We start from the raw sequence: 21,003 nt of genomic DNA, 5'->3' as shown, positions 1-21,003 counted from the left end.
CGGAGCAAGCCCCGAATGTCAGGCCCGAAAGGCACTCTGACCTTTCGCGGTTTTTGAGTGTGATTACGGGCGGACCCTGGCCGGCCAGCGCTCAGATCAGACCAGCGCGACGGCGGATCTCTTCCTCACGGAGCGAGATTTCCTGACCCAGCCACGCATCGGCATCCGGGCTGCACATCCACAAAAGCGCCCGCGCGGGCCAGTCGGGCGGAATGTGGTCCTCCCAGTCGAGCGCGCTCACCGGGTTGATGCCCGAGGCTTTGATCTCGCGCTGCATCTGTGTGGCGACCGTACCGGGCGACAGGCCGATGGCACGGATGCCGCTCGCCTCTTCTTCTTTATGCAGGCACCCGGTCAGCATGTGCACCGCCGCTTTGGACGAACAGTAATGGCTCCAGCCCTCAATCGGGCTGTGGGCAGCACCCGAACTGATGGTCAGAACGCTACCACCGCCGGCAGCTTTCATCACCGGCAGCACCGCATGCATGCCATTAAAGACACCTTTGAGATTGATATCGATCGCCGCGGCCCAGCCTTCGGGATCGGCGTCTTCCATCCGGGCGATGGGTTCAATGACACCCGCGTTATTGATCAGAACATCGATACCGCCGAACTCGGACACCGTCGTTGCGACCGCGGCAGAGACCTCGTGCTGCCGGGCGACATCACAGGGAATTGCAATCGCCTGACTGCCGATCTCACCCGCCAGCGCGCCGATCTCGGCCTGGCTGCGTGCCAGCAATGCCACCTGCGCACCGGCTGCGGCAAATACCCGCGCGGCCTCTGCCCCGATGCCGCGGCTGGCTCCGGTGATCATGACTGCTTTTCCTGACATAACCATCTGCAATACCTTTCTGCGGCCCTCATCCGGCCCCTGTGGTAATCGCCGGTCTGCGCCGCGTCTACCCCCGGCACCCCCTTGACCCCCGTCCGCGCTTAACAGACCATGCGCCAAACGGTGTTTCAAAGGACAATGTGATGTTTTTCTCAAAGAAAACGCTGAGTGCAGCGGTTGCAGTCATGGCAATGGGCTCTGTGGCATCAGCAGATGTGACAGCAGATGATATCTGGGCTGATTTCCAGGCCTATATGGCCGGCATCGGCTATGAAATGACCGGGACCACGTCACGCCAGGGTAATGTTCTGACCGCGTCTGATGTCGGAATGACCGGGACCTTCGGACCAGAAGCCGGCAGCATGGAAATGCAGCTTGGCACCTTTACGCTTTCAGAAAACGGCGACGGGTCGGTCGATATCCGGTTTCCCGAGGTGGTGCCCATAACCACAGAATTCGAAATCGAAGACGGTGTGCGTGGCAGATCCAACATGGAATACCGCCAGCAGGGCGCGGTTGTTACCGCCTCCGGCACCCCTGCCGACCTGAACTATGTCTTTTCCGCTGATACGATCTCCTTTGTATCCGACGGTCTCGAAATCGACGGCACAGAGACCGAGCAGGAACTCTATACGCTGCGTGTTGATATGAACGGGCTGTCGGGCACCACCGATATGCTGCTGGGAAGCAACCGGAATTACGATCAGGCGCTGACCGCAGAAACGGCCACCTATTCGATGATCTTCAGCGACCCGTCAGGCGAAGGCGAGGGACGGATCACCGGCTCAATGGATGCGGTGAAATTTGACGGTATTGCCGAGGTCCCGCTTCAGGTGGCGCAATCGCTGCAAACCGATATGAACACGATGCTCGGGGCCGGCTTTGCCGTCGACGGCACTTTTACCACCGGCCGGAACGACGTGAACATTCTGTCAACGACGCCGGATGCACAGTTTTCAGGTGACATCAGGTCGGCCGCCTCTTCGCTGGATGTGAAAATGAACCAGGACGGCCTGACTTATGCCGCAGGCCAGTCCGGCATGGATGTTCAGATCACGACGCCGTCGGTACCTTTCCCGATCGCTTTCCGTGTGGCCGACACCGGGTTTAACCTGTCGATGCCGCTGCGCACAGCCGACACAGCCGGTGCCTTCGCGCTCGGGTTCTCAATGGAGGATTTTTCCACCGACGAGGCGATCTGGGCGCTGATCGATCCGGGTGCGCAACTGCCGCGTGATCCGGCCACGCTGATCCTGCAGATCACCGGCAAGGCAAAAGTCCTCTTTGATTTCCTCGATCCCACAGCTCTGGCTGCGGCGCAGTCGGGGGGGGACACGCCGGCTGAAATCGAATCTGCCGATATCGACGCACTGCGCCTCGACATCGCAGGGGCAGAGCTTACCGGCACCGGGGCTTTTACCTTTGACAACAGTCAGGATGCCGGCCCGCCACAACCCGTCGGCGGCGTCGATTTGCGTCTTGAGGGGGGCAACGGACTGATCGACCGGCTGGTGGCCATCGGCCTGCTGCCCGAAGAACAGGCGATGGCGGCCCGCATGATGATGGGCCTGCTGGCAGTCCCGGGCGACACCCCCGACACGCTGACCTCGCGCATCGAGATCAACGAACAGGGTCATGTGATGGCAAACGGGCAGCGCATCCAGTAACCGCCCGTCCGACGCCCGCTTTTTTGCCCCGCCCCTTGCAGGTTGCGGCCTGCGCCGCTACCTCCGGTTCAGCAGGCACGGAGCAGACGATATGGCGCAGACCCCGGAAACACTGACGACACAACTGCTGGCGGCGGCCGGAAAGGCCGGCGCGGATGCAGCGGATGCGATCGCGATCAGCGGCACATCGGTGAACATCGACGTACGCGCCGGCACCCTTGAACAGGCCGAGCGGTCCGAAGGTGTGGATCTGGGCCTGCGCGTGTTTATCGGCCGGAAATCCGCCAGCGTCTCGGCCTCCGACACCAGCGCGCGCACACTCGAAGAGATGGCCCTGCGTGCCGTCGCCATGGCGCGCGAAGCTCCCGAAGACCCGCATACAGGCCTGGCCTCCGGAGATCAGCTGGCGCGGGATTACGACATTGCAGCTTTTGAGCTGGCGGATCCCTCGGATGAGCCCCTCCCGGAGGCTCTGCAGGAAGACGCCCGCGCGGCTGAGGCTGCTGCACTGGACACAGACGGAATTTCCCAGGTGCAGTCCTCCTCTGCCGGGTACTCAGCGCGCGATATTTATCTTGCGGCCAGCAACGGGTTCAGCGGCGGGTATCGCCGGACCGACCGGGGCCTGTCCTGCGTGGCGATCACCGGATCGGGCGTTGATATGGAGCGCGATTATGACGGGGACAGCCGGATTTTTCAGGCCGATATGCGCTCAGCCGAAGATATCGGGCGTTCTGCCGCTGAACGGGCGCTGGCCCGCAAGGGTGCGCGTAAACCACCGACCGGCAGCTATCCGGTGCTCTTTGACGAACGCATTTCCGCATCGCTCATCGGTCATCTGCTGGTGGCCGCCAACGGAGCATCCGTGGCGCGCGGCGGCTCCTGGCTGCGGGATGCGCTCGGTACAAAGGTGCTTCCGGAGACGCTGAGTCTGCATGAAGATCCGCACCGCCCGCGCGCCTCAGGATCGCGTCCTTTTGATGCCGAAGGTCTTCCGACAAAGCCGCGAGACATCGTGGCGGACGGCGTGCTCACCGGCTGGACACTCGATCTTGCGACCGGACGGCGCCTTGGCATGCCGTCGACCGCAAATGCCGGGCGCGGCCCGTCCTCAGGGCCCAGCCCCAGCACCTGGAACGTGACCCTGACCCCGGGAAGCGCCAGCCGCGATGATCTCATTCGCGACATGGGCACCGGGCTGCTGGTCACATCGATGATCGGCTCGACGATTAACCCCAATACCGGCGATTATTCGCGCGGAGCGGCCGGCCTCTGGGTCGAGAACGGTGAAATCACCTATGCGGTGAATGAATGCACCATCGCCGGAAATCTGCTGGAAATGCTGCGTGCCATCGTGCCGGCCAATGATGCGCGCGCGCACCTGAGCCGGCGGGTGCCCTCCCTGCTGGTGCCGGGAATGACCCTTGCAGGAAACTGACCTCGCGCTGTTATCGGATGCGGTGCGGCTGGCGGCCCGCGTGGCCACAAGTTACACCGGCAGATCCGCGCGTTTCTGGGATAAACCTGATGGCGCGGGGCCGGTAACCGAGGCCGATCTCGCTGTCAACGCATGCCTTGAGGCAACCCTGAGGCTGTCCCGCCCCGACTATGGCTGGCTCTCCGAGGAGAGTGAGGATACCGCCGACAGATTGTCCCGGGAGACTGTTTTTATTGTCGATCCGATCGACGGCACCCGCAGCTTTCAGGAAGGCTCCCGCACCTGGGCACATTCCGTGGCTATCGCCCATCAGGGACGGATCACCGCCGGCGCGATCTGCCTGCCACAGCGCGACAAGCTCTATACCGCAGCCGAAGGGTGCGGCGCATTTCTGAACGGCACACCGCTGAGTGCTTCTGCCGGCCGGGAAATCACCGGTTGCGAACTGCTGGCCGCACGGCCGACCACCGATCCCGATCACTGGCACGAGGGTGTGGTACCGGGGTTCCGCCGTGCCTATCGCCCGTCGCTGGCCTACAGGCTCGGACTTGTGGGAGAGGGCCGCTTTGACGGCATGCTCACGTTCCGGCCAACCTGGGAATGGGACATCGCAGCAGGCGCCATCATCGTGGCCGAAGCCGGCGGCATCTGTTCCGACAAATCGGGCGCAGCCCTGCGTTTTAACAATGAAAAACCACTGCTCAACGGTGTTGTTGCGGCAGGGCGTGACATGCATCCGGGGCTGATCACGGCCCTGCGCCGCTGATCCCCGCTGACACCTTGACCCGGACGGGCTTATCGGCAACGTTCCGGCTGACCCCGCTCAAAGGACCTGACACATGACCCAGAGGCTACATCTCGTTTTCGGCGGAGAGCTGACTGATCCCACCAAAAACGTGTTCAAAAACGTGGACGACATCCACATTGTCGGGATTTTCCCGGACTACGCGACGGCCTATGACGCCTGGAAAGCCGAAGCGCACCGCACCGTGGATAATGCCCATATGCGCTATTACATCGCCCACCTGCACCGGTTGCGCGATGAGGAAACAGCCACCAGCCAGACCGACGTACAGGAATAACCCGCATGGGCCGCTCTTTGGGACTTGCGGCCTATCGTGCGCTGTCACGGCGATCAGGTTCCCGGCGGTTCACCCCCGCAGCCCAGCGCCTGACAGATGAGCTTGTGTGGATCCACGCAGCCGGCGGAAATGCCCTGCTGGCGGTACATGATCTTGCAAGCAGCCTGTGTGCTGCGCGCGATGGCATGCAGGTCCTGATTACCCTGCCCGATCCCGACACCCTGGAGCAGATGCAGGGGATTGCGCCGGCCTCAGACAATATCATTCTCGACGAGGTGCCATCCGAATACCCCGAAGCCATCGCCACCTTTCTCAGGCACTACGCACCTGATACAGGCATCTGGGTCTGGGGCGGGCTGCGGCCCAATCTGATCACTGCCATGCAGGAGACAGGCGCGCCCATGGTGCTCATTGATGCGGACACCGGCGGGTTTGACGGTCGGCGCGAAAGGTGGCTGCCCGATCTTACAGGCTCTCTTCTGGCGGACTTTACCGCAGTGCTCGCCCGCTCGGATGCAGCAGTGAAACGCCTGGTTGCTCTGGGCGTTTCCAAACGCCGGATCCGCCTGACACCCCCGATGCAGGCCGGCGGGCAGGCGCTGCCCTGCGAGGACAGCGACCTTGCCGATCTCTCCGGTCTTCTGGGCGGGCGGCCCGTTTGGCTGGCTGTCAGCGCACAGGAGAGCGAGGTCATGACCATCCTGTCCGCGCATCGCCGTGCGCTGCGTCTGTCGCATCGTCTGCTGCTGATCCTGCACCCTGCCGAGGACGTCGGCACCGATGATCTGACCGCCCGCATCGCAAACGAGGGTCTGCGGCTGCGCAACTGGTCCGCGGGCGAGGAGCCTGATGATGCAACCCAGGTGCTGCTGACCTGGGACGCCCGCGATTTGGGGCTGTTTTACCGCGTCGCCCCGGTGTCATTCATGGGCGGGTCGCTGAATGCGGGCCATCCCGGACGCAACCCGTTTGAAGCTGCCGCACTTGGGTCCGCCGTCCTCTACGGGCCGAACGTGCGCAAATACCTACCGTTTTATACCCGCCTTGCAACCGCCGGTGCCGCGCGCATCGTCAATGATGCCGACAGCCTCGGCACGGCCGTCACCAAACTTATCGCACCTGATCAGGCGGCCACCATGGCCCATGCCGGCTGGGATGTAACGAGCCAGGGGGCGGCCCTGACCGATGAGGTGACAGAGCTTGTGCGCAAGGCGCTTGATGACCGCGAGGAGCAGCGTCATGCGCGCCCCTGACTTCTGGAATACCGCGCCTGACCGACCGGCGCTGGCAGCGCGTCTGCTCGCGCCGCTGGGCTGGCTTTACGGAGCAGCGACAGCCCGGCGGCTGGCACGGGGCACGCCTGCCAGCGCGGGCATACCGGTGGTCTGCGTCGGCAATCTGCACGCGGGCGGCACCGGCAAGACGCCAACGGTGATTGCCGTCCTCACAGCCCTCACAGATACCTTCCACCAGCCGCACGTGGTAACCCGTGGGTATGGCGGCCGGTTGCAGGGGCCGGTGCGCGTAGATCCGTCAAAGCACAGTGCCGCCGATGTGGGTGACGAACCGCTGCTGCTCGCAGCCTTTGCCGAAGTATGGGTCGCGCAGGACCGCGCCGCAGGGGCGAAGGCTGCCAGAGAGGCCGGGGCAACTGCCATCGTGCTGGATGACGGCTTTCAGAATCCGGCGCTCAGACAGAATATCTCCATCGTCGTCGTCGATGCCTCAGCGGGGTTCGGCAACGGGCGCTGTCTGCCCGCGGGACCGCTGCGCGAGCCTGTGGGCACCGGTCTTGCGCGCGCCGACATCCTGCTGTCGCTGGGCACAGGCGACGCACAGGACAGGTTTTCAGCTTCGCAGCCTCTGCCCCGGGGCCTCGCACATGTCCGCGCCGAACTTAAACCGCTGCAGACCGGAATGGACTGGCCAGGCACGCGGGTCGTGGCCTTTGCCGGTATCGGCTATCCCGAGAAGTTTTTCGCAACACTGCGCGGGCTGGGCGCCGATGTGGTACATGCAGAACCGCTGGAGGATCATCAGCCGCTGACACCCGCGCTGATGAAACGGCTTGAGGGGCATGCCTCTGTCAAAGAGGCGCAGCTTGTAACCACCGAAAAAGATGCGGTGCGTCTGCCTGCGGCTTTCCGCAGTAAGGTCATCACCCTGCCCGTCCGTCTGGAATTTGACGAAACGCCGAATGCGCTGACCGAAAGCCTCAAAGCGCTGCCGCGCCCCTGACCTCAGTCTTCGTTGTCAGCCCCAAGACCCGGTGCCGGCCGGTGCAGCGCCAGATCCGCCCCGGAAAACGTGAAAGGCGAGCGCACCCCCGGCACCCCGTCGAGGTCCAGCCGCATCCCGCGCGCCTGCACCTGAGGGTCGGCAAATACCTCCGCCATGTCGTTGATCGGCCCCGCCGGAACACCCGAGGCCTCACAGGCTGCCAGCAGATCAGCGCGGTTTCGCTGCGCCGTGGCCGCCGAGAGCCGCCGGATCATCTCTTCGCGACTGGCCAGCCGGTTCACGTTCTTTGCAAACTCCGGTGCCGTAACCATATCCTCCAGCCCCAGCAGACGGCAGAGCCTCTGATACTGCCCGTCATTGCCGGTTGCGATGATGATATGCCCGTCTGCACAGTCAAAGACCTGATAAGGCGCGAGATTGACATGCGCATTCCCCATCCGCTGCGGCGGTGTGCCGGTGGTCAGGTAATTCAGCGCCTGATTTGACGTGACAGAGACCGCCACATCCAGCAGCGACATATCGACATGCTGACCGAGACCGGTGGTCTGGCGCTGGTGCACGGCCGCCAGCACCGCCGTCGTGGCGTAAACACCGGTCAGAATATCGGTGATCGCGATTCCGTATTTCTGCGGTTGCCCGGCGGGCTCTCCGGTCAGCGACATCAACCCTGACATGCCCTGAATGATAAAATCGTATCCCGCCCGCGCCGCGTAGGGGCCGTCATGCCCGAAACCGGTGATTGAGCAGTAAATCAGGCGCGGGAAATCAGCATGCAGTGTCTCGAAATCCAGACCGTATTGCGCGAGCCCACCGGTTTTGAAGTTCTCGATCAGAATATCGGCGTCCGCCAGCAGCGCCCGCACCTTTTCCTGACCCTCAGGCGTGCGGAAATCAGCCGTGACCGAGCGTTTGCCACGGTTGGTCGAATGAAAATAGGCAGCCGAAACATCACCGTCATGCCCGACGAAGGGCGGCCCCCACTGGCGGGTATCATCGCCTGCGGGGCTTTCCACCTTGATCACGTCGCAGCCCAGATCCGACAGAGTCTGACCGGCCCAGGGCCCTGCAAGGACCCGGGCAAGCTCGACAACCTTCAGTCCCGCCAGCGGCGCGGTCATTACTCAGCAGCCTCGTCGATGATCGCCGCCATATCGTCAAACGCCATGTTGGAGTATCTGGTACCGTTGATCACAAAGCTGGGCGTGCTTTCGATGCCATCTTCGGTTGCATTTTCCTGATACCAGGCGACCAGCGTGCGGGCCTTGTCCGCATCCTGCAGACAGGCTTCCATCTGATCGTCACCCAGACCGGCAAGTCTCCCGATCCGGCGCAGTTCATCAACAATCGCCACCATATCGCCCGCACGCGCCCATGTGCTCTGGCCCTCATAGATCAGGTCGGTCATGCCGAAAAACGCCGTCTCGGTGCCTGCGCAGCGCGCCATCATCGACGCCCAGAGACCGGGGCGGTCGAAATAGACCTCGCGATAAATAAAGTTGATTTTACCGGTGTCGATATAGCCGGACTTCAGCTTTTCATAATCGCCCGCGTGAAAATTCGCGCAGTGCGGACAGGTGAAACTGGCGTATTCGATAACCGTAACCGGTGCGTCCGGGTTGCCCATCGTCATATCGACGATGCCGGACGTGTCGATTTCCGCTTCCTGTGCATTTGCAGCGCCCATCGGGTCGACGGTTGTCACTGCGGTATCGTTACTGCCGGGGCTTGTGACGAACCACGCGCCCAGCCCGATGACCGCCGCAGCAGCCGAAATAATCATCATTCGCGACATTGAGTTTCCTTTACCGGTTTGTTCTGTTCAGTATGTTTTCACCCAGCCGTGCAAGGGCCTCTCTGAGGCCGTCGTCTTCGACCGGGCGGGTTGTCTCAACCGCTGCGCGGCGGATCTCGGAATCAGCCGCGGCAACAGGTGCAGCTTTGCCGGGGCCAAAGACGGCCCGTCCTTCGTCGAACCCCGTGGCAGCGGTCTGTGTGATCCGGATGCGCGCGATGGCATTATACCCGTAAACCGCGTTGACCCGCGCGCGCACTTTCTCTTTCTCCATCTCCAGCACCGGAGCATGCGCCCCCGTCGTCAGCAACGTCAGCGTGGCCCCCATGCCACCGCGCGCATACCCGATTTCAACCGGACGCGACATGGCTGCAATATCCTCGCCGGCGATCTCGGTCCATTGCGTCAGCAGCCGGCTTTGCGCAAAACCACGCGATTCAGACGCCGTCCGGATCCGGCCCGTCAGCAGGCTGGAGGTGCGCGTAAACCCTTTTGTACTGGCGCGGCGCTGCGGCATCGCTATCTTCCCTGGAAATCTCTGCGCAACATAGACTGCGCGCGCCCCGCCAGCCAGCCCTGCCACCCGCAAAGGACATAAAGATTGCGTTATAACGCTTCTGTGAAAACCCCGGCGAGCGACATCCTGCTTGAATGGTACGATGTGCACGCGCGCGATATGCCATGGCGTGTACCACCCGCCGACCGCAAAGCGGGCACGGCGCCCGATCCCTATCGCGTGTGGCTCTCTGAGGTGATGCTGCAGCAGACCACCGTCGCCACTGTGCGGGACTATTTTGAGCGGTTTACAGCCCGCTGGCCCGATGTGAGCGCGCTGGCGGCAGCAGCCGATGCGGATGTGATGGGTGAATGGGCAGGCCTGGGATACTATGCGCGCGCGCGCAATCTTCTCAAATGCGCGCGGGTTGTCACCGACACGCATGGCGGTGCCTTTCCCGCTGATCACGCGGCTTTGCTCGGCCTGCCGGGCATCGGCCCCTATACGGCGGCCGCGATATCGTCGATTGCCTTTGATCTGCCGCACGCGGTGCTCGACGGCAATGTCGAACGCGTGATGGCCCGGCTTTATGACATCCACACCCCCCTGCCCGATGCCAAGCCTGAACTGTTGGCAAGAGCTGAAAGCCTGACACCTGCCACCCGTCCCGGCGATTATGCTCAGGCGGTAATGGATCTGGGTGCCACGATCTGCACGCCGAAATCACCCGCCTGCGGCATCTGTCCGCTGCGCGACCCCTGCCGTGCGCGCCAGCGCGGCACAGCGCCCGAACTGCCGAAAAAGCTGCCGAAAAAGGCCAAACCGGTGCGTCACGGCCGCGTCTACCTCGGCCAGCGGGCAGATGGCGCCTGGCTTCTGGAAACCCGTCCGGACAAAGGCCTGCTGGGGGGCATGCTGGGCTGGCCCGGCTCGGACTGGGTCGATACGGCGCTGCCGATGCCCGAAAGCGCACCACCCTGTGATGCCGACTGGCAGGTACTGCCCGGCGAGGTACGCCACACTTTCACGCATTTTCATCTCATTCTACAGATCATGACCGCTGAAATCCGGGCCGATGCCACACCTGATCGCGGCCATTTTGTGGACCCCGCAGGTTTTCGCCCCTCGGATCTGCCCACAGTGATGCGCAAGGCCTTTGATCTGGCACGCTGAGCGTCGTTGCGTCACGCTTTGCGCAGGCACGGGCCGCGGTTAGGATGACCCTATGGCAGAGACAACAAACCCCGTTCCGGCCGCCGCACCCTACTGGGTATCGCTGCTGCTGATCCCGCTGGCGTATGTCGGTGCGGCAAGGGGTGGCTGGACGGTGGCGCTGCTGCCGCTTGTGACCTGGTATCTCTTCTCAGGCCTAGATCTGGTGGTCGGACGGAATACCGGAAACGGCGATCCGGACACAACCGACCGGCAACTCGCCTGGCACCGGCGGATCACGCTGATCTGGGCGCCGTTGCAGTTTGTGATGCTCTTCAGCCTGATCTGGTACGTGCCGCAGGCCGATCACCTGAACAGCGTTGAGCGGATTGTGCTCTTTTTCGGCGTCGGCGTAATCACCGGCACAATCGGGATCACCTACAGCCACGAACTGATGCACCGCCGCAACCGCGCCGAAAGATGGATGGCGGATGTCCTGCTCGCGATGGTGCTTTATTCTCACTTCCGCTCGGAACATCTGCTGGTGCACCACCGCCATGTCGGCACCCCGGCCGATGCGGTCACGGCGCGTTATAACGAGGGATTTCATCGGTTTTACCCTCGTGTCCTGCGCCAGTCTCTGCGCTCTGCTTTTGCAGCGGAACGGGCCATGTGTGCCAGGCGCGGCCTGCCATGGTACGATCCCGGCAACCCGTTCTGGCGCTATGGCGCGCTGCAGGGCGCCATGCTGGCGCTGGCATTCGCTCTGGGAGGATGGTCCGGGCTGGCGCTCTTTGCCGTCCAGGCAGGGACAGCAGTCTGGCAGCTGGAACTTGTCAATTACATCGAACACTACGGGCTGACCCGCGCGCATCTCGGCCAGGGCAGGTATGAGCACGTACAGCCGCGGCACTCGTGGAATTCCGATCACCGCGCTTCCAACTGGCTGCTGATCAACCTGCAGCGGCACTCGGACCATCATGTCAAACCCGATCGCCGCTATCCGGTCCTGCAGACCTATGCCGACAGCGAGGCGCCACAACTGCCCTGGGGCTATCCTGTGATGACAATGGCGGCGATGTTCCCGCCGCTCTGGCGACGCATCATGAACCCGCGGGTCCGGGCCTGGCGTGCCGCGCATTACCCCGACATTACCGACTGGACACCTTATAACGCGGGTACAAATCCGCCACCCGGTTCGGGAACCGCATCAGAGCGTTAACAACTTTGCGTTAATCTTTTCGTGCCATAAGGGATGATCGGTTCAACCAGAAGCGGGGACCATCACATGCAAGGGCAGCGCCAGATGTCTGCACGCACAACAGAAGCAGAAACCTGCCTTGTGATCGAAGACAGCTCGTTTGATCGCGAGAAGTTTAAACGTATCCTCAACAAAAGTTTTTCTGAGATCAGGGTGATCATGGCCTCGACCCTTGCAGAGGCGCGGGAGTATGTGTCAGCGAACCGGCCCGACCTCATTCTGCTCGACAACAGCCTGCCGGACGGCAACGGCGCAAATTTCGCGGTGGAACTCTCCGAGGATGATACCCTGCGCAAAATCCCTGTCATTATGGTCAGCGATTTCCCGACCCCCTTTATGTACCAGAAAGCGGCAATTGCAGGTGTTCGCCACGTGGTGGACAAATCTGATTTCGGAGCACGTTTCATCCACGATGCGCTCAGACCGGCCAAAAAAACTCCATCCCGTTCACGCACAAAACGACCGGCCTGATGAAAAAAGCCCCGCCATAAGGCGGGGCATAGTTGAGTGCCTTTTCAGGCAGCCTCGTTCAGAAGGCCACAGGCACCGGCGGTGTTCGTAAAATCCTTGTTCAGCTGGTCATTTCAGACCTTATCTGCTGGCGCAGCACGTCGATCGGCACCGTTTTGCCGTCGCGCCTGAAACACCAGTAAGTCCAGCCGTTGCAGCTTGGCGCGCCCTCAAGAGCGGCACCGACCTGATGAATTGAGCCTTTGACATCATCGCCGACCAGCGTGCCATCTGCCCGGACCTTGGCCTTGTGGCGCTTGTTCATCGAGGTCAGTTCTTCGCCCGGGCGCAGCATGCCACGCTCTACCAGCTGTCCAAAAGGCACCCGCGGCTCGGCGCGTTTGGAGGCGCTGACCTGCAGTGCCGCGCGGTCAAACCGGCGCACTTTGCTGATCCGTTTCTCTGCCACGCGGCGATAGGCCGCCTCGCGCTCGATCCCGATAAAATCGCGACCCAGCATTTTGGCCACGGCCCCGGTCGTGCCAGTGCCAAAGAAAGGGTCGAGAATGACGTCGCCCGGGTTCGTGGCCCCCACCAGCACCCGATGCAGCAGGCTCTCCGGCTTTTGTGTCGGATGGGCCTTCTCGCCATTCTCGTCCTTGAGACGTTCATGACCGGTGCAGATCGGGAGCACCCAGTCGGAACGCATCTGAATACCCTCGTTCAGCGCTTTGAGCGCCTCATAATTGAAGGTGTATTTACTGGCCTCGCCGCGCCCGGCCCAGATCATCGTTTCATGCGCATTGGTGAACCGTTTGCCCCGGAAATTCGGCATCGGGTTGGATTTACGCCAGACCACATCGTTGAGGATCCAGAACCCCTGATCCTGCAGCGCGGTGCCGACCCGGAAGATGTTGTGATAGCTGCCGATGACCCAGATCGCGCCATCGGGTTTCAGCAGGCGCCGGGCAGCTTTGAGCCAGGCCCGGGTAAATTTGTCATAGGCTTTGAAGCTGGAAAACTGATCCCAGTCGTCGTCCACCGCATCAACCCGGCTGTTGTCGGGGCGGTGAAGCTCGCCCTTGAGTTGCAGGTTATAGGGCGGATCGGCAAAAATCAGATCGACCGAGCCCGCCGGCAGACTGTTCATCACTTCGATGCAGTCACCGTCCAGGATCGTGTTCAGCGGGAGCGCCTCAGCACTCTGTTCTTTGGTTTTCATGTTCTGCCTCGTTCACGGTGCATTTGCACTCGTTGGTTGAGACAAAGATGAGTCAAAGCAGATTCACCGTCAATTTCTTTTTTGAATCAATGCTTTAAGTTTTATCTTGATACAAGATGTTGTGTACGGGCTTAAAACTACGTCTATGGTGTGGGGTTGCCCCAAGGTTTTGCAGCGCGGACATGTGGCTTTTCGATCCGTATCCCATGTTGGTCTCCCAGCCATAACCCGGATGCTGTTGCGCCAAATCCACCATGATCCGGTCGCGACATATTTTCGCCACAATTGAGGCCGCAGCAATCGAAAGACAGCGCGCGTCTCCCCTGACCACCGGCTCCGCTGACCAGGCGAAGTCACGCGGCAGCATCGATCCGTCCACCAGCACATGATCGGGTGCCGCAGCCAGCCCCGCCACCGCGCGCGACATTGCCAGATGGCTTGCGCGCAGGATATTCAGATCGTCAATTTCTTCGACGGATGCATGAGCAACCGACACCTCAGCACAGGCGGCAAGCTCTGCTGCCAGCACCGCCCGCCGCGCCGCTGTGAGTTTTTTGGAATCATTCAGCCCCTGTGGGATACGCGCGGGATCCAGAACCACTGCTGCGGCTGTGACCGGTCCGGCGAGGGGTCCGCGCCCGACCTCATCCACACCTGCGATACGCCGGTATCCCGCCGCCTGTGCTGCTTTTTCAAATTCAAAATCAGGTCCCATATGACTCTGATCCGATGATCCGCTGCCCGATGCAAGACTGTGGACGCCCGGAAGAACAAAAACCTGCTCCCCAAAAGCCATTAAGGCACCGCAACTGTCACGCAGGGCAAAAAAAAAGCGCACCCCCGAAGGGGCGCGCGTTACTGGTTAATACGAGGAGGGCATGCCCGAACACCCCCTCCTCAGGTGCAGCGCCGACAGGGGTCCGGCCCGCGCTGTTATCAGCCCGTCCTTAGCGGCGGGCTAATTGGTATCCGTTGCTGCGCAGGCAGCGCGCGTCGTATCCGGCGCGTTTGCGCTCCGGCCCGTCAAAGCGGACGCGGCACTGGTTCGGCAGATTTCGGACCGAGCCATAATTTTTCTCGAGGCATTTGCGGCCAAAGAACCGGTAACGACCATCGCGCGCTTCGACATTGCGCAGACACTCGCCGGGCAGCAGATAGCGGCTGGCCTGGCGCGGCAGAGGCCGCGGTTCAATGCGATGCTGCGGCGAGACACCGCGGGGCTGGGGGCGGTACACGTACTCTGGTGTGTAGCTGCGCGTCACGGCCTCGTTGCGGGCGCGTTCTTTCTCCTTTTTACGTTTGTTACGGTCACTGATCACCTTGCCCACGATGGCGACCCCCGCGATGGCAGCAAGCGCCCGGAAAAGATCATCGTCTGCGCGGGCCGGCGTTGTCCCCAGAGTGGTTACCGCGATGGCGGCGGATATGACGACGGCTATAAACTTCCTGTGCATGCGAATGGTCCTTCCCGCTATTCGTTTCGTAAGTCCGCAGTTTGCCTGCGTTCTGGAAACAATCTGGGGCCACCCCCCTGCGTCAGGCAATATCGCCCGGCTGTTATCGGATAACAGGTCCGCTAAACCCCCTTTGTTATTGAATATCCTGCGATTGAAGCGCAGGATCACAGCATGAGACATATTGCACTCTTTGTTGTTCTGGCGACCGGTATCGCCCTCGCGCCTGTGGCTGTAGCGGCCGCCTGTTATGCAGATTATAAGGCCAAACAGGACAATCCCCTGCGGCTGCATTACGGTGTCGCTGAGGTATCGCAATGCGCGAGCGGTATCGCTGAGACCGAGCTGCGTGCCAGACTGTCTGCTTCGGGATGGACGCTGCTGAATGTGGTGTCTGTCTTTGATGAGAGCGGGCTGGCAGAAAGGAAAGAGAGTGCAGGACCCTATTACCTCCGCTTCTGACATGCGCCGGTCCGGCGGGCGGATTGTAATTTTCGGTATCAGCGGCATTGTGGCGATCCTGCTGATTGCTGCGGTTCTGCTCTTTTGGGCCCTGCCGGATGCCAATGCATTCAACGCGCGGGTCGAGCAGCTCTTTGTCGAAAACAACAATCTGACCGATCAGGCCGAGATCAAGCTGCTGGAGATCCTGGCACAGTCTGGCACGGCCTTTTCGGACACGCTCACCAGCTACCGGCTGGTGATTTTTGTGCTGCTGGTCTTTGCCACGGCCATGCTGATCGCCGCTCTGGTCTTTCTGGTGCTGCTTGTGAGCTTCAACCGGCGCATGGCCCAGATCGAGCGGGCCGGCATTCAGGTCAGCTCGCTTCTGATCAGCCGCGAAGAGAACACCGTCTATCTCAACAATATGGGTTTCCGGCTGACCGCGGCAGCAATGGAAACCATGTCCGTTCTCGCCGAAGCGCGCATGGATGACGATGTGCTGTCCGGCTCCGAGATCGAGGCGGTGATTTCGGGGCGCAGTGCCGCTGATTGTGAAGAGGCAGCAGGGGCCACCCGGATCAAACGCCTGCGTGATACCCTCGGCAATCAGATTGTCGCCGAGCTTCTCGTCAAGAATATCGCGCGCCGCGGGTATATGCTCGCCATCGATAAAGACGTGATCAAAGTTATCTGACCAGGTCCGGCGAAACCCCCGCAGTTCCGGCCCTGCCCTCGAAGCCGGCGCGCCACCGTGCCGGCAATGCGTGAAACCCGCGGGCTACCAATATTCCCGCTGGTAATTTCCCGCGGCTCTCACCAGGCTTGCTTACAGGTCACAATACCAGGGAGGGTCGTCACCGTGTCAGCGCCGGTCAACACATTCAAAGAGGCATTGCAGAAGGGTCAGACCGTTATCGGCTGCTGGCTCGACCTGCGCAGCGGCTATGCCGCCGAAATCATCGGATACGCGGGCTTTGACTGGCTGCTGATCGATGGCGAACATGCGCCCTTTGACGTGACCATTACAGACGCCCAGATCCAGGCACTTCTGAACTCCGGCAGCCATCCCGTGGTCAGGGTGCCGGTGGGCGAGACCTGGATGATTAAACAGATGCTGGACAGCGGCGCGCAGTCGATCCTTGTCCCGATGGTTGAAAGCGCAGATCAGGCCCGGCAGCTGGTGCGTGACTGCCGCTATCCGCCGAACGGTGATCGTGGCGTCGGCTATGCGCTGGCGCGGGCCTCCCGGTTCGGCACGGTGGAAAACTACGGCGCGACAGCAGACAGGGAGATCTGTCTGCTGGTCCAGGTCGAAAACCGCAAAGGTCTGGCAGCACTTGATGAGATCCTGACCATCGAGGGCATCGACGGTGTATTTGTCGGCCCGGCGGATCTTGCCGCCGACATGGGGCACATCGGCAATATGTCCCATCCCGAGGTGCAGAAAACCATCATGGACACGCTGCGTAAAATCGACGCCGCCGGCATGCCCGCGGGTATTCTGACGAGCGACGAAAAGATGATCCGCGACAGCCTTAAAGCCGGTGCGCGCTTCGTGGCCACAGCCGTCGATATCGAACTGCTGCTCTCATCGGCGCGGGACAGTGCTTCAAAATGGAAAAACGAGGTATCCTGAGGGCCTTTCCCTCAAAGCCCAACCGGTATAAGACCCGCGCACCATCACACATCATACCGGAGTTAAACAGATGGGTTACCGCGTCGTTGTTGCGGGCGCCACAGGCAATGTGGGCCGCGAAATGCTGAACATTCTTTCCGAACGCCACTTCCCGGTGGACGAGATCACAGTGCTTGCCTCGCGCAGGTCGCTGGGCACGGAAGTCAGCTTTGGTGACAGAACGCTGAAGACGAAGGACCTTGATACGTTTGATTTCACTGGCTGGGATATCGCACTCTTTGCTGTGGGATCGGAGGCGACAAAGCAATACGCGCCCAAAGCGGCGAAAGCCGGCTGCGTGGTTATCGATAACTCGTCGCTCTACCGCTATGACGCCGACGTGCCGTTGATCGTACCCGAGGTAAACCCCGAAGCGATCCACGGCTATGCCAGAAAGAACATCATCGCCAACCCGAACTGCTCGACCGCGCAGATGGTTGTGGCGCTTAAACCGCTGCACGACCGCGCGACCATCAAACGCGTTGTGGTCAGCACTTATCAGTCGGTGTCGGGTGCCGGCAAAGAGGGTATTGATGAGCTCTGGGATCAGACCAAATCGATCTACAACCCGACCGACAACAAACCGCCAAGAAAGTTCCAGAAACAGATCGCCTTCAACGTGATCCCGCAGATCGACGTCTTTATGGACTCAGGGGACACCAAGGAAGAATGGAAGATGATGGTGGAGACGAAAAAGATCGTCGACCCCAAAATCAAAGTCACGGCCACCTGCGTGCGTGTGCCGGTTTTTGTCGGCCATTCCGAATCGATCAATATTGAATTTGAGGAGCACCTCGACGAAGACGAGGCCCGCGAGATCCTGCGCGAGGCGCCCGGGGTCATGGTGATCGATAAGCGCGAGGATGGTGGTTATGTCTCGCCCGTCGAATGTGTCGGCGATTTCGCCACCTTCATCAGCCGAATCCGCCAGGACAGTACGATCGACAATGGTCTGAACCTGTGGTGCGTTTCTGACAATCTGCGCAAAGGGGCCGCGCTCAACGCGGTGCAGATTGCTGAACTGCTGGGGCGCGAAGTCCTGAAAAAGGGCTGACCAGAAAAGTCACGGAATTTCCGGCCCGGCGTTCTCCGAATGCCGGGCTTTTTTGTGCGGGGAGCTCAGACCTCAGGTTCCGTGCGGCGCAGGCTGCGCATGATATCACGTATGACCCCGGACAGGATTTCGGGTTTGAGCATGCAGACGATGCAGAAGAGATAAAACACACCGTCAAGCAGCACAGATGCCGACAAAAGCACCGGGCCGCTGATCAGGATCATCGTCAGGACCGTCCAGAGACCCGCATTGGCAATCAGCATAAGGTTTCTGCGCAGCCAGGACGCCGCCCGCGGCAACAACGGCCCGCGCACAGATTTCGCAGCAGCTTTTCCCGCGCCGTCAGACGGCATATCATTCGCTTCAGGATGCAGCGGTGCGAACGGCATATCGCCCCCGGTCTCGTCCTGACCGTCGAGAATGCCGCGGATCGCTTCAATGGTTTCTTCTTCGCTGACATCAGAGCTTTTGCCCTGCAGGATGCCGATGCCTTCGGGCAACCGTGACAGGCGCTGCGCTGCCTCGGGGCCGATCTGCTCCCGGATCCTTTGCGCTCTGAGCTCGCATTCCGAGGGCGCAGGCTCCGATGGGATCGTTGCCGCCACAGCCATTTTCCGTGCGGCGCCGGCGGCAGTTACATTATCCCCGAGCCGGGCGGGAGCCGCAGGCTCGATCTTACGCAAACAGCTCCTGACCCGTCCGTCGTTGCGCGGCCTCAGTTCGGCCTGCGGTTCGGTCAGTTCGACCTGACTGAATGTGTCCGGAGACATGCCATCAATGTCAGCAAATGCCGTGGCTTTCTGATCTTCTGAATAATTTTTGTCCATAATCCGGCCGGCTCTGAAAAGCGCCCCCAGCCACATTCCCCAGGGTCATGTGCGAAACCGGCAAATATAAGGCAGTTAACAAAAGATTAACGGGCAATCCGAAACAGCGTGGCGCAATTACACCTATACAGGGTTGTAGCGGTTGAGAAATTTCCCGGTTTCAACAAAAGCCCCGGAATGTAAAAAAATATCATGATGCGGGTTTCAGCATCCCGCGCGACCTCGGAGAATGCTCTCCGGACTCCCGCCGTGGCATCCTATACTGTCCTGATTCCCACAAAATTTCCCCTGAAAGTAGTGATGTGACATAGCATACATTCTCGCTGAAGTTGAAAATTTGGTTAATTCCTGTTAAGCAACTGATGACCGCGGACAGTTTTGAGTGGTCCGGGGCTTTTTTTAACAATTACTTCAGGAGACCAATTATGGCCGGAATGCACCACGGGCTTACACGCCTCGATCAGCTGATGAAGACCTGTCTTCACGGCGCCGGACCTGCAAAGCCATTTGCGCAGACACTGGGCCGGCTGATGCCGCCGAACCCGGTTCACATCGACAACATTACCCATGCTGATGTGATCAGCGCGCTGGATGATCTTTCTCAAACCATGCGCGCCACCGAAAACGAAGACGGCGATGCGGACGCGGGCATGACCTTTTTCGGCCAGTTCGTGGATCATGACGTAACACTTGACGCCACTTCGGCCCTTGGCACCCGCATTGACCCGGCGACGATCCCCAATGTGCGTACGCCGAGCCTTGATCTCGATTGCGTCTACGGCGCGGGCCCCGAGGCCTCGCCGCACCTGTACGGCGCCGGGGATCAGGAGCACATGCTGATGTTCGGGCGCAATGATAACCCGCTCGATCTGGCGCGCACCTGTGCGGGCAAGGCGCTGATCGGGGATCCGCGCAACGATGAAAACGTCATTGTTGCCCAGGTGCAGGGTCTTTTCATCCAGCTGCACAACATCCTGATGAGCAAAATCAAAGACGGCGGCAGCGCTGCCGGAGATATCAGGGGCTGCGCTCATGACGGGATCAGTGAGCAGGTCTGGCACGATCACGTTTCGCCCGGGCTGACCGGTTTTCAGGAAGTGCGGCGTTTTATCCGCCTGCATTACCAGTGGATCGTCTGGAACGAGCTGATGAAGGATTTCGTGGACAAGGACTGCCTTGACCGAGCCATGGAGGAAACGCTTTTTGGCTGGGACGCCCCGGTCATGCCTGTGGAGTTCACCGGTGCCTGTTACCGCTTTGGCCATGCCACTACGCAGTTTCATTACAAGATGAACCGGGACGCTGATGCGCTGGGTCTTTTCGCTACGGCAGGCTTTGGCCCGCGTCCGCCTGAGGCCAATATGGACATGGATATGTTCTTTGGCATGAGCGGCGGCACCGCACAGAAGGCCCGACCCGTTGGCCCAGGCCTCGGCTCACCCCTTTTCGAGCTGCCTTTCGTTCATGATACCATCGAACTGGGCGATATCGGCGAAACCCTGACCCTTGCGCAGTCCCGAAATCTGGCGCTGCGTAATATGGTGCGCGACCGTTACACCTATCAGCTCGCAAGCGGACAGCAGGTCGCCGCAAAAATGGGCACGCCCGTTGTTGACGTGCCGCCGGAGCTTGCGGCGAAGGGGTTTAAAAAGACACCGCTTTGGTTCTATGCGCTGCAGGAGGCCAAAGAGCACGGCCACGGCAAACTCACCGGCGCCGGCGGTCTTGTTGTGGCTGCGGTGATGGCAAATCTGCTGAAGCGCGATCCCACCACTTATCTGCATATTCCGCATTTCAAACCCTGGTCCGGGTTTGGCGGACAGCCGTCCTGTCTTGCCGGGATCGCGGCCTATGTCGAGGAACACCGCAGTCATATCGCGGATCCTGACAAACTTATGTGCGGCTGAAAAGAC

General features: G+C 60.9%; 22 protein-coding genes. 14 read left to right on the top strand and 8 right to left on the bottom strand.

Annotation, left to right across the window (positions count from 1 at the left end; all coding sequences use genetic code 11):
* Positions 1–91 precede the first annotated feature (91 nt).
* The gene (locus tag G3256_RS01210) at positions 92–841 is read right to left on the bottom strand and encodes an SDR family oxidoreductase (protein ID WP_169639105.1); all 750 of its coding nucleotides are present in this window, start codon (positions 839–841) and stop codon (positions 92–94) included.
* A 137-nt stretch (positions 842–978) separates the two neighbouring features.
* On the opposite strand from G3256_RS01210, the gene G3256_RS01205 reads away from it, so the two are divergent.
* From G3256_RS01205 to lpxK, 6 genes are all read left to right on the top strand, one after another.
* A complete protein-coding gene (locus G3256_RS01205) occupies positions 979–2,502 on the top strand; it encodes a DUF2125 domain-containing protein (protein WP_169639104.1) in 1,524 nt (507 codons plus the stop codon).
* 91 nt (positions 2,503–2,593) lie between these two features.
* A complete protein-coding gene (locus G3256_RS01200; protein ID WP_169639103.1) occupies positions 2,594–3,940 on the top strand; it encodes a TldD/PmbA family protein in 1,347 nt (448 codons plus the stop codon).
* Entirely contained in the window at positions 3,927–4,706 is a 780-nt protein-coding gene (locus tag G3256_RS01195) for a 3'(2'),5'-bisphosphate nucleotidase CysQ (protein WP_169639102.1), read from the top strand. The genes G3256_RS01200 and G3256_RS01195 overlap by 14 nt, the downstream gene beginning before the upstream one ends.
* Positions 4,707–4,779: 73 nt before the next feature.
* On the top strand, positions 4,780–5,022 hold the full coding sequence (locus G3256_RS01190) for a DUF4170 domain-containing protein (RefSeq protein WP_169639101.1): 243 nt from the start codon (positions 4,780–4,782) through the stop codon (positions 5,020–5,022).
* 5 nt (positions 5,023–5,027) lie between these two features.
* Entirely contained in the window at positions 5,028–6,275 is a 1,248-nt protein-coding gene (locus tag G3256_RS01185) for a 3-deoxy-D-manno-octulosonic acid transferase (RefSeq protein WP_169639100.1), read from the top strand.
* Positions 6,262–7,260, top strand: coding sequence for a tetraacyldisaccharide 4'-kinase (gene lpxK / locus G3256_RS01180; RefSeq protein WP_169639099.1), 999 nt, complete (start codon positions 6,262–6,264; stop codon positions 7,258–7,260). The genes G3256_RS01185 and lpxK overlap by 14 nt, the downstream gene beginning before the upstream one ends.
* Positions 7,261–7,262: 2 nt before the next feature.
* On the opposite strand, the gene G3256_RS01175 is transcribed toward lpxK, so the two are convergent.
* Genes G3256_RS01175 through G3256_RS01165 form a run of 3 tightly spaced genes read right to left on the bottom strand, consistent with a single transcriptional unit; the run spans position 7,263 to position 9,572 of the window.
* Complete coding sequence (locus G3256_RS01175) at positions 7,263–8,381, bottom strand: CaiB/BaiF CoA transferase family protein (RefSeq protein WP_169639098.1); 1,119 nt, start codon at positions 8,379–8,381, stop codon at positions 7,263–7,265.
* Positions 8,381–9,055: a DsbA family protein gene (locus G3256_RS01170; protein ID WP_169639097.1), complete on the bottom strand. Its 675-nt coding sequence runs from the start codon at positions 9,053–9,055 to the stop codon at positions 8,381–8,383. The genes G3256_RS01175 and G3256_RS01170 overlap by 1 nt, the downstream gene beginning before the upstream one ends.
* Before the next feature lie 10 nt (positions 9,056–9,065).
* Positions 9,066–9,572 carry a DUF721 domain-containing protein gene (locus G3256_RS01165; protein WP_169639096.1) on the bottom strand — a complete coding sequence of 169 codons (507 nt, stop codon included), beginning with the start codon at positions 9,570–9,572 and terminating at the stop codon, positions 9,066–9,068.
* Positions 9,573–9,731: 159 nt separating this feature from the next.
* Here G3256_RS01165 and G3256_RS01160 point away from each other — a divergent pair, with 159 nt between their 5' ends.
* The 3 genes from G3256_RS01160 (at position 9,732) to G3256_RS01150 (ending at position 12,435) form a co-directional block, all read left to right on the top strand.
* Positions 9,732–10,724, top strand: a complete 993-nt coding sequence (locus tag G3256_RS01160) for an A/G-specific adenine glycosylase (RefSeq protein WP_169642274.1) — start codon at positions 9,732–9,734, stop codon at positions 10,722–10,724.
* A gap of 52 nt (positions 10,725–10,776) precedes the next feature.
* Positions 10,777–11,925 (top strand): alkane 1-monooxygenase, encoded by a 1,149-nt coding sequence (locus G3256_RS01155; RefSeq protein ID WP_169639095.1) that lies wholly within the window; start codon positions 10,777–10,779, stop codon positions 11,923–11,925.
* Positions 11,926–12,009: 84 nt separating this feature from the next.
* Positions 12,010–12,435 carry a response regulator gene (locus G3256_RS01150; protein ID WP_169639094.1) on the top strand — a complete coding sequence of 142 codons (426 nt, stop codon included), beginning with the start codon at positions 12,010–12,012 and terminating at the stop codon, positions 12,433–12,435.
* Between the two features lie 100 nt (positions 12,436–12,535).
* Here the strand turns inward: G3256_RS01150 and G3256_RS01145 are convergent, their stop codons facing one another.
* The 3 genes from G3256_RS01145 to G3256_RS01135 all read right to left on the bottom strand — a co-directional run bounded on the left by G3256_RS01145 (position 12,536) and on the right by G3256_RS01135 (position 15,090).
* Positions 12,536–13,636, bottom strand: coding sequence for a site-specific DNA-methyltransferase (locus G3256_RS01145; RefSeq protein WP_169639093.1), 1,101 nt, complete (start codon positions 13,634–13,636; stop codon positions 12,536–12,538).
* A 94-nt stretch (positions 13,637–13,730) separates the two neighbouring features.
* On the bottom strand, positions 13,731–14,351 hold the full coding sequence (locus tag G3256_RS01140; RefSeq protein ID WP_169639092.1) for a ribonuclease HII: 621 nt from the start codon (positions 14,349–14,351) through the stop codon (positions 13,731–13,733).
* 232 nt (positions 14,352–14,583) lie between these two features.
* Positions 14,584–15,090, bottom strand: a complete 507-nt coding sequence (locus G3256_RS01135) for a hypothetical protein (RefSeq protein WP_169639091.1) — start codon at positions 15,088–15,090, stop codon at positions 14,584–14,586.
* 174 nt (positions 15,091–15,264) lie between these two features.
* Here G3256_RS01135 and G3256_RS01130 point away from each other — a divergent pair, with 174 nt between their 5' ends.
* The 4 genes from G3256_RS01130 (at position 15,265) to G3256_RS01115 (ending at position 18,263) form a co-directional block, all read left to right on the top strand.
* Complete coding sequence (locus tag G3256_RS01130) at positions 15,265–15,552, top strand: hypothetical protein (protein ID WP_169639090.1); 288 nt, start codon at positions 15,265–15,267, stop codon at positions 15,550–15,552.
* Positions 15,524–16,228, top strand: a complete 705-nt coding sequence (locus G3256_RS01125; protein ID WP_206040776.1) for a winged helix-turn-helix domain-containing protein — start codon at positions 15,524–15,526, stop codon at positions 16,226–16,228. The genes G3256_RS01130 and G3256_RS01125 overlap by 29 nt, the downstream gene beginning before the upstream one ends.
* A 165-nt stretch (positions 16,229–16,393) precedes the next feature.
* On the top strand, positions 16,394–17,170 hold the full coding sequence (locus G3256_RS01120; RefSeq protein ID WP_169639089.1) for an aldolase/citrate lyase family protein: 777 nt from the start codon (positions 16,394–16,396) through the stop codon (positions 17,168–17,170).
* 70 nt (positions 17,171–17,240) lie between these two features.
* Positions 17,241–18,263, top strand: coding sequence for an aspartate-semialdehyde dehydrogenase (locus G3256_RS01115; protein ID WP_169639088.1), 1,023 nt, complete (start codon positions 17,241–17,243; stop codon positions 18,261–18,263).
* Positions 18,264–18,328: 65 nt separating this feature from the next.
* Here G3256_RS01115 and G3256_RS01110 read toward each other — a convergent pair whose 3' ends face one another.
* Positions 18,329–19,090, bottom strand: coding sequence for a hypothetical protein (locus tag G3256_RS01110; protein WP_169639087.1), 762 nt, complete (start codon positions 19,088–19,090; stop codon positions 18,329–18,331).
* A gap of 425 nt (positions 19,091–19,515) precedes the next feature.
* Between G3256_RS01110 and G3256_RS01105 the strand changes: the two genes are divergently transcribed.
* On the top strand, positions 19,516–20,997 hold the full coding sequence (locus tag G3256_RS01105) for a peroxidase family protein (RefSeq protein WP_169639086.1): 1,482 nt from the start codon (positions 19,516–19,518) through the stop codon (positions 20,995–20,997).
* Positions 20,998–21,003: the final 6 nt, after the last annotated feature.

Source organism: Roseobacter ponti (genome assembly GCF_012932215.1).
Classification (GTDB): domain Bacteria; phylum Pseudomonadota; class Alphaproteobacteria; order Rhodobacterales; family Rhodobacteraceae; genus Roseobacter; species Roseobacter ponti.
Note: the sequence above shows the minus strand (reverse complement) of the source record. Positions and strands in the feature narration are given on the sequence as shown.

What these genes read in the sequence shown, in the direction of transcription:
- G3256_RS01205 (WP_169639104.1), top strand. Translation starts at nt 979, where the DNA reads ATGTTTTTCTCAAAGAAAACGCTGAGTGCAGCGGTTGCAGTCATGGCA.
- G3256_RS01185 (WP_169639100.1), top strand. Translation starts at nt 5,028, where the DNA reads ATGGGCCGCTCTTTGGGACTTGCGGCCTATCGTGCGCTGTCACGGCGA.
- G3256_RS01110 (WP_169639087.1), bottom strand. Translation starts at nt 19,090, where the DNA reads ATGGACAAAAATTATTCAGAAGATCAGAAAGCCACGGCATTTGCTGAC.
- G3256_RS01145 (WP_169639093.1), bottom strand. Translation starts at nt 13,636, where the DNA reads ATGAAAACCAAAGAACAGAGTGCTGAGGCGCTCCCGCTGAACACGATC.
- G3256_RS01140 (WP_169639092.1), bottom strand. Translation starts at nt 14,351, where the DNA reads ATGGGACCTGATTTTGAATTTGAAAAAGCAGCACAGGCGGCGGGATAC.
- G3256_RS01160 (WP_169642274.1), top strand. Translation starts at nt 9,732, where the DNA reads ATGCCATGGCGTGTACCACCCGCCGACCGCAAAGCGGGCACGGCGCCC.
- G3256_RS01165 (WP_169639096.1), bottom strand. Translation starts at nt 9,572, where the DNA reads ATGCCGCAGCGCCGCGCCAGTACAAAAGGGTTTACGCGCACCTCCAGC.
- G3256_RS01190 (WP_169639101.1), top strand. Translation starts at nt 4,780, where the DNA reads ATGACCCAGAGGCTACATCTCGTTTTCGGCGGAGAGCTGACTGATCCC.
- G3256_RS01135 (WP_169639091.1), bottom strand. Translation starts at nt 15,090, where the DNA reads ATGCACAGGAAGTTTATAGCCGTCGTCATATCCGCCGCCATCGCGGTA.
- G3256_RS01170 (WP_169639097.1), bottom strand. Translation starts at nt 9,055, where the DNA reads ATGTCGCGAATGATGATTATTTCGGCTGCTGCGGCGGTCATCGGGCTG.
- G3256_RS01115 (WP_169639088.1), top strand. Translation starts at nt 17,241, where the DNA reads ATGGGTTACCGCGTCGTTGTTGCGGGCGCCACAGGCAATGTGGGCCGC.
- G3256_RS01105 (WP_169639086.1), top strand. Translation starts at nt 19,516, where the DNA reads ATGGCCGGAATGCACCACGGGCTTACACGCCTCGATCAGCTGATGAAG.
- G3256_RS01155 (WP_169639095.1), top strand. Translation starts at nt 10,777, where the DNA reads ATGGCAGAGACAACAAACCCCGTTCCGGCCGCCGCACCCTACTGGGTA.
- lpxK (WP_169639099.1), top strand. Translation starts at nt 6,262, where the DNA reads ATGCGCGCCCCTGACTTCTGGAATACCGCGCCTGACCGACCGGCGCTG.
- G3256_RS01200 (WP_169639103.1), top strand. Translation starts at nt 2,594, where the DNA reads ATGGCGCAGACCCCGGAAACACTGACGACACAACTGCTGGCGGCGGCC.
- G3256_RS01175 (WP_169639098.1), bottom strand. Translation starts at nt 8,381, where the DNA reads ATGACCGCGCCGCTGGCGGGACTGAAGGTTGTCGAGCTTGCCCGGGTC.
- G3256_RS01150 (WP_169639094.1), top strand. Translation starts at nt 12,010, where the DNA reads ATGTCTGCACGCACAACAGAAGCAGAAACCTGCCTTGTGATCGAAGAC.
- G3256_RS01130 (WP_169639090.1), top strand. Translation starts at nt 15,265, where the DNA reads ATGAGACATATTGCACTCTTTGTTGTTCTGGCGACCGGTATCGCCCTC.
- G3256_RS01210 (WP_169639105.1), bottom strand. Translation starts at nt 841, where the DNA reads ATGGTTATGTCAGGAAAAGCAGTCATGATCACCGGAGCCAGCCGCGGC.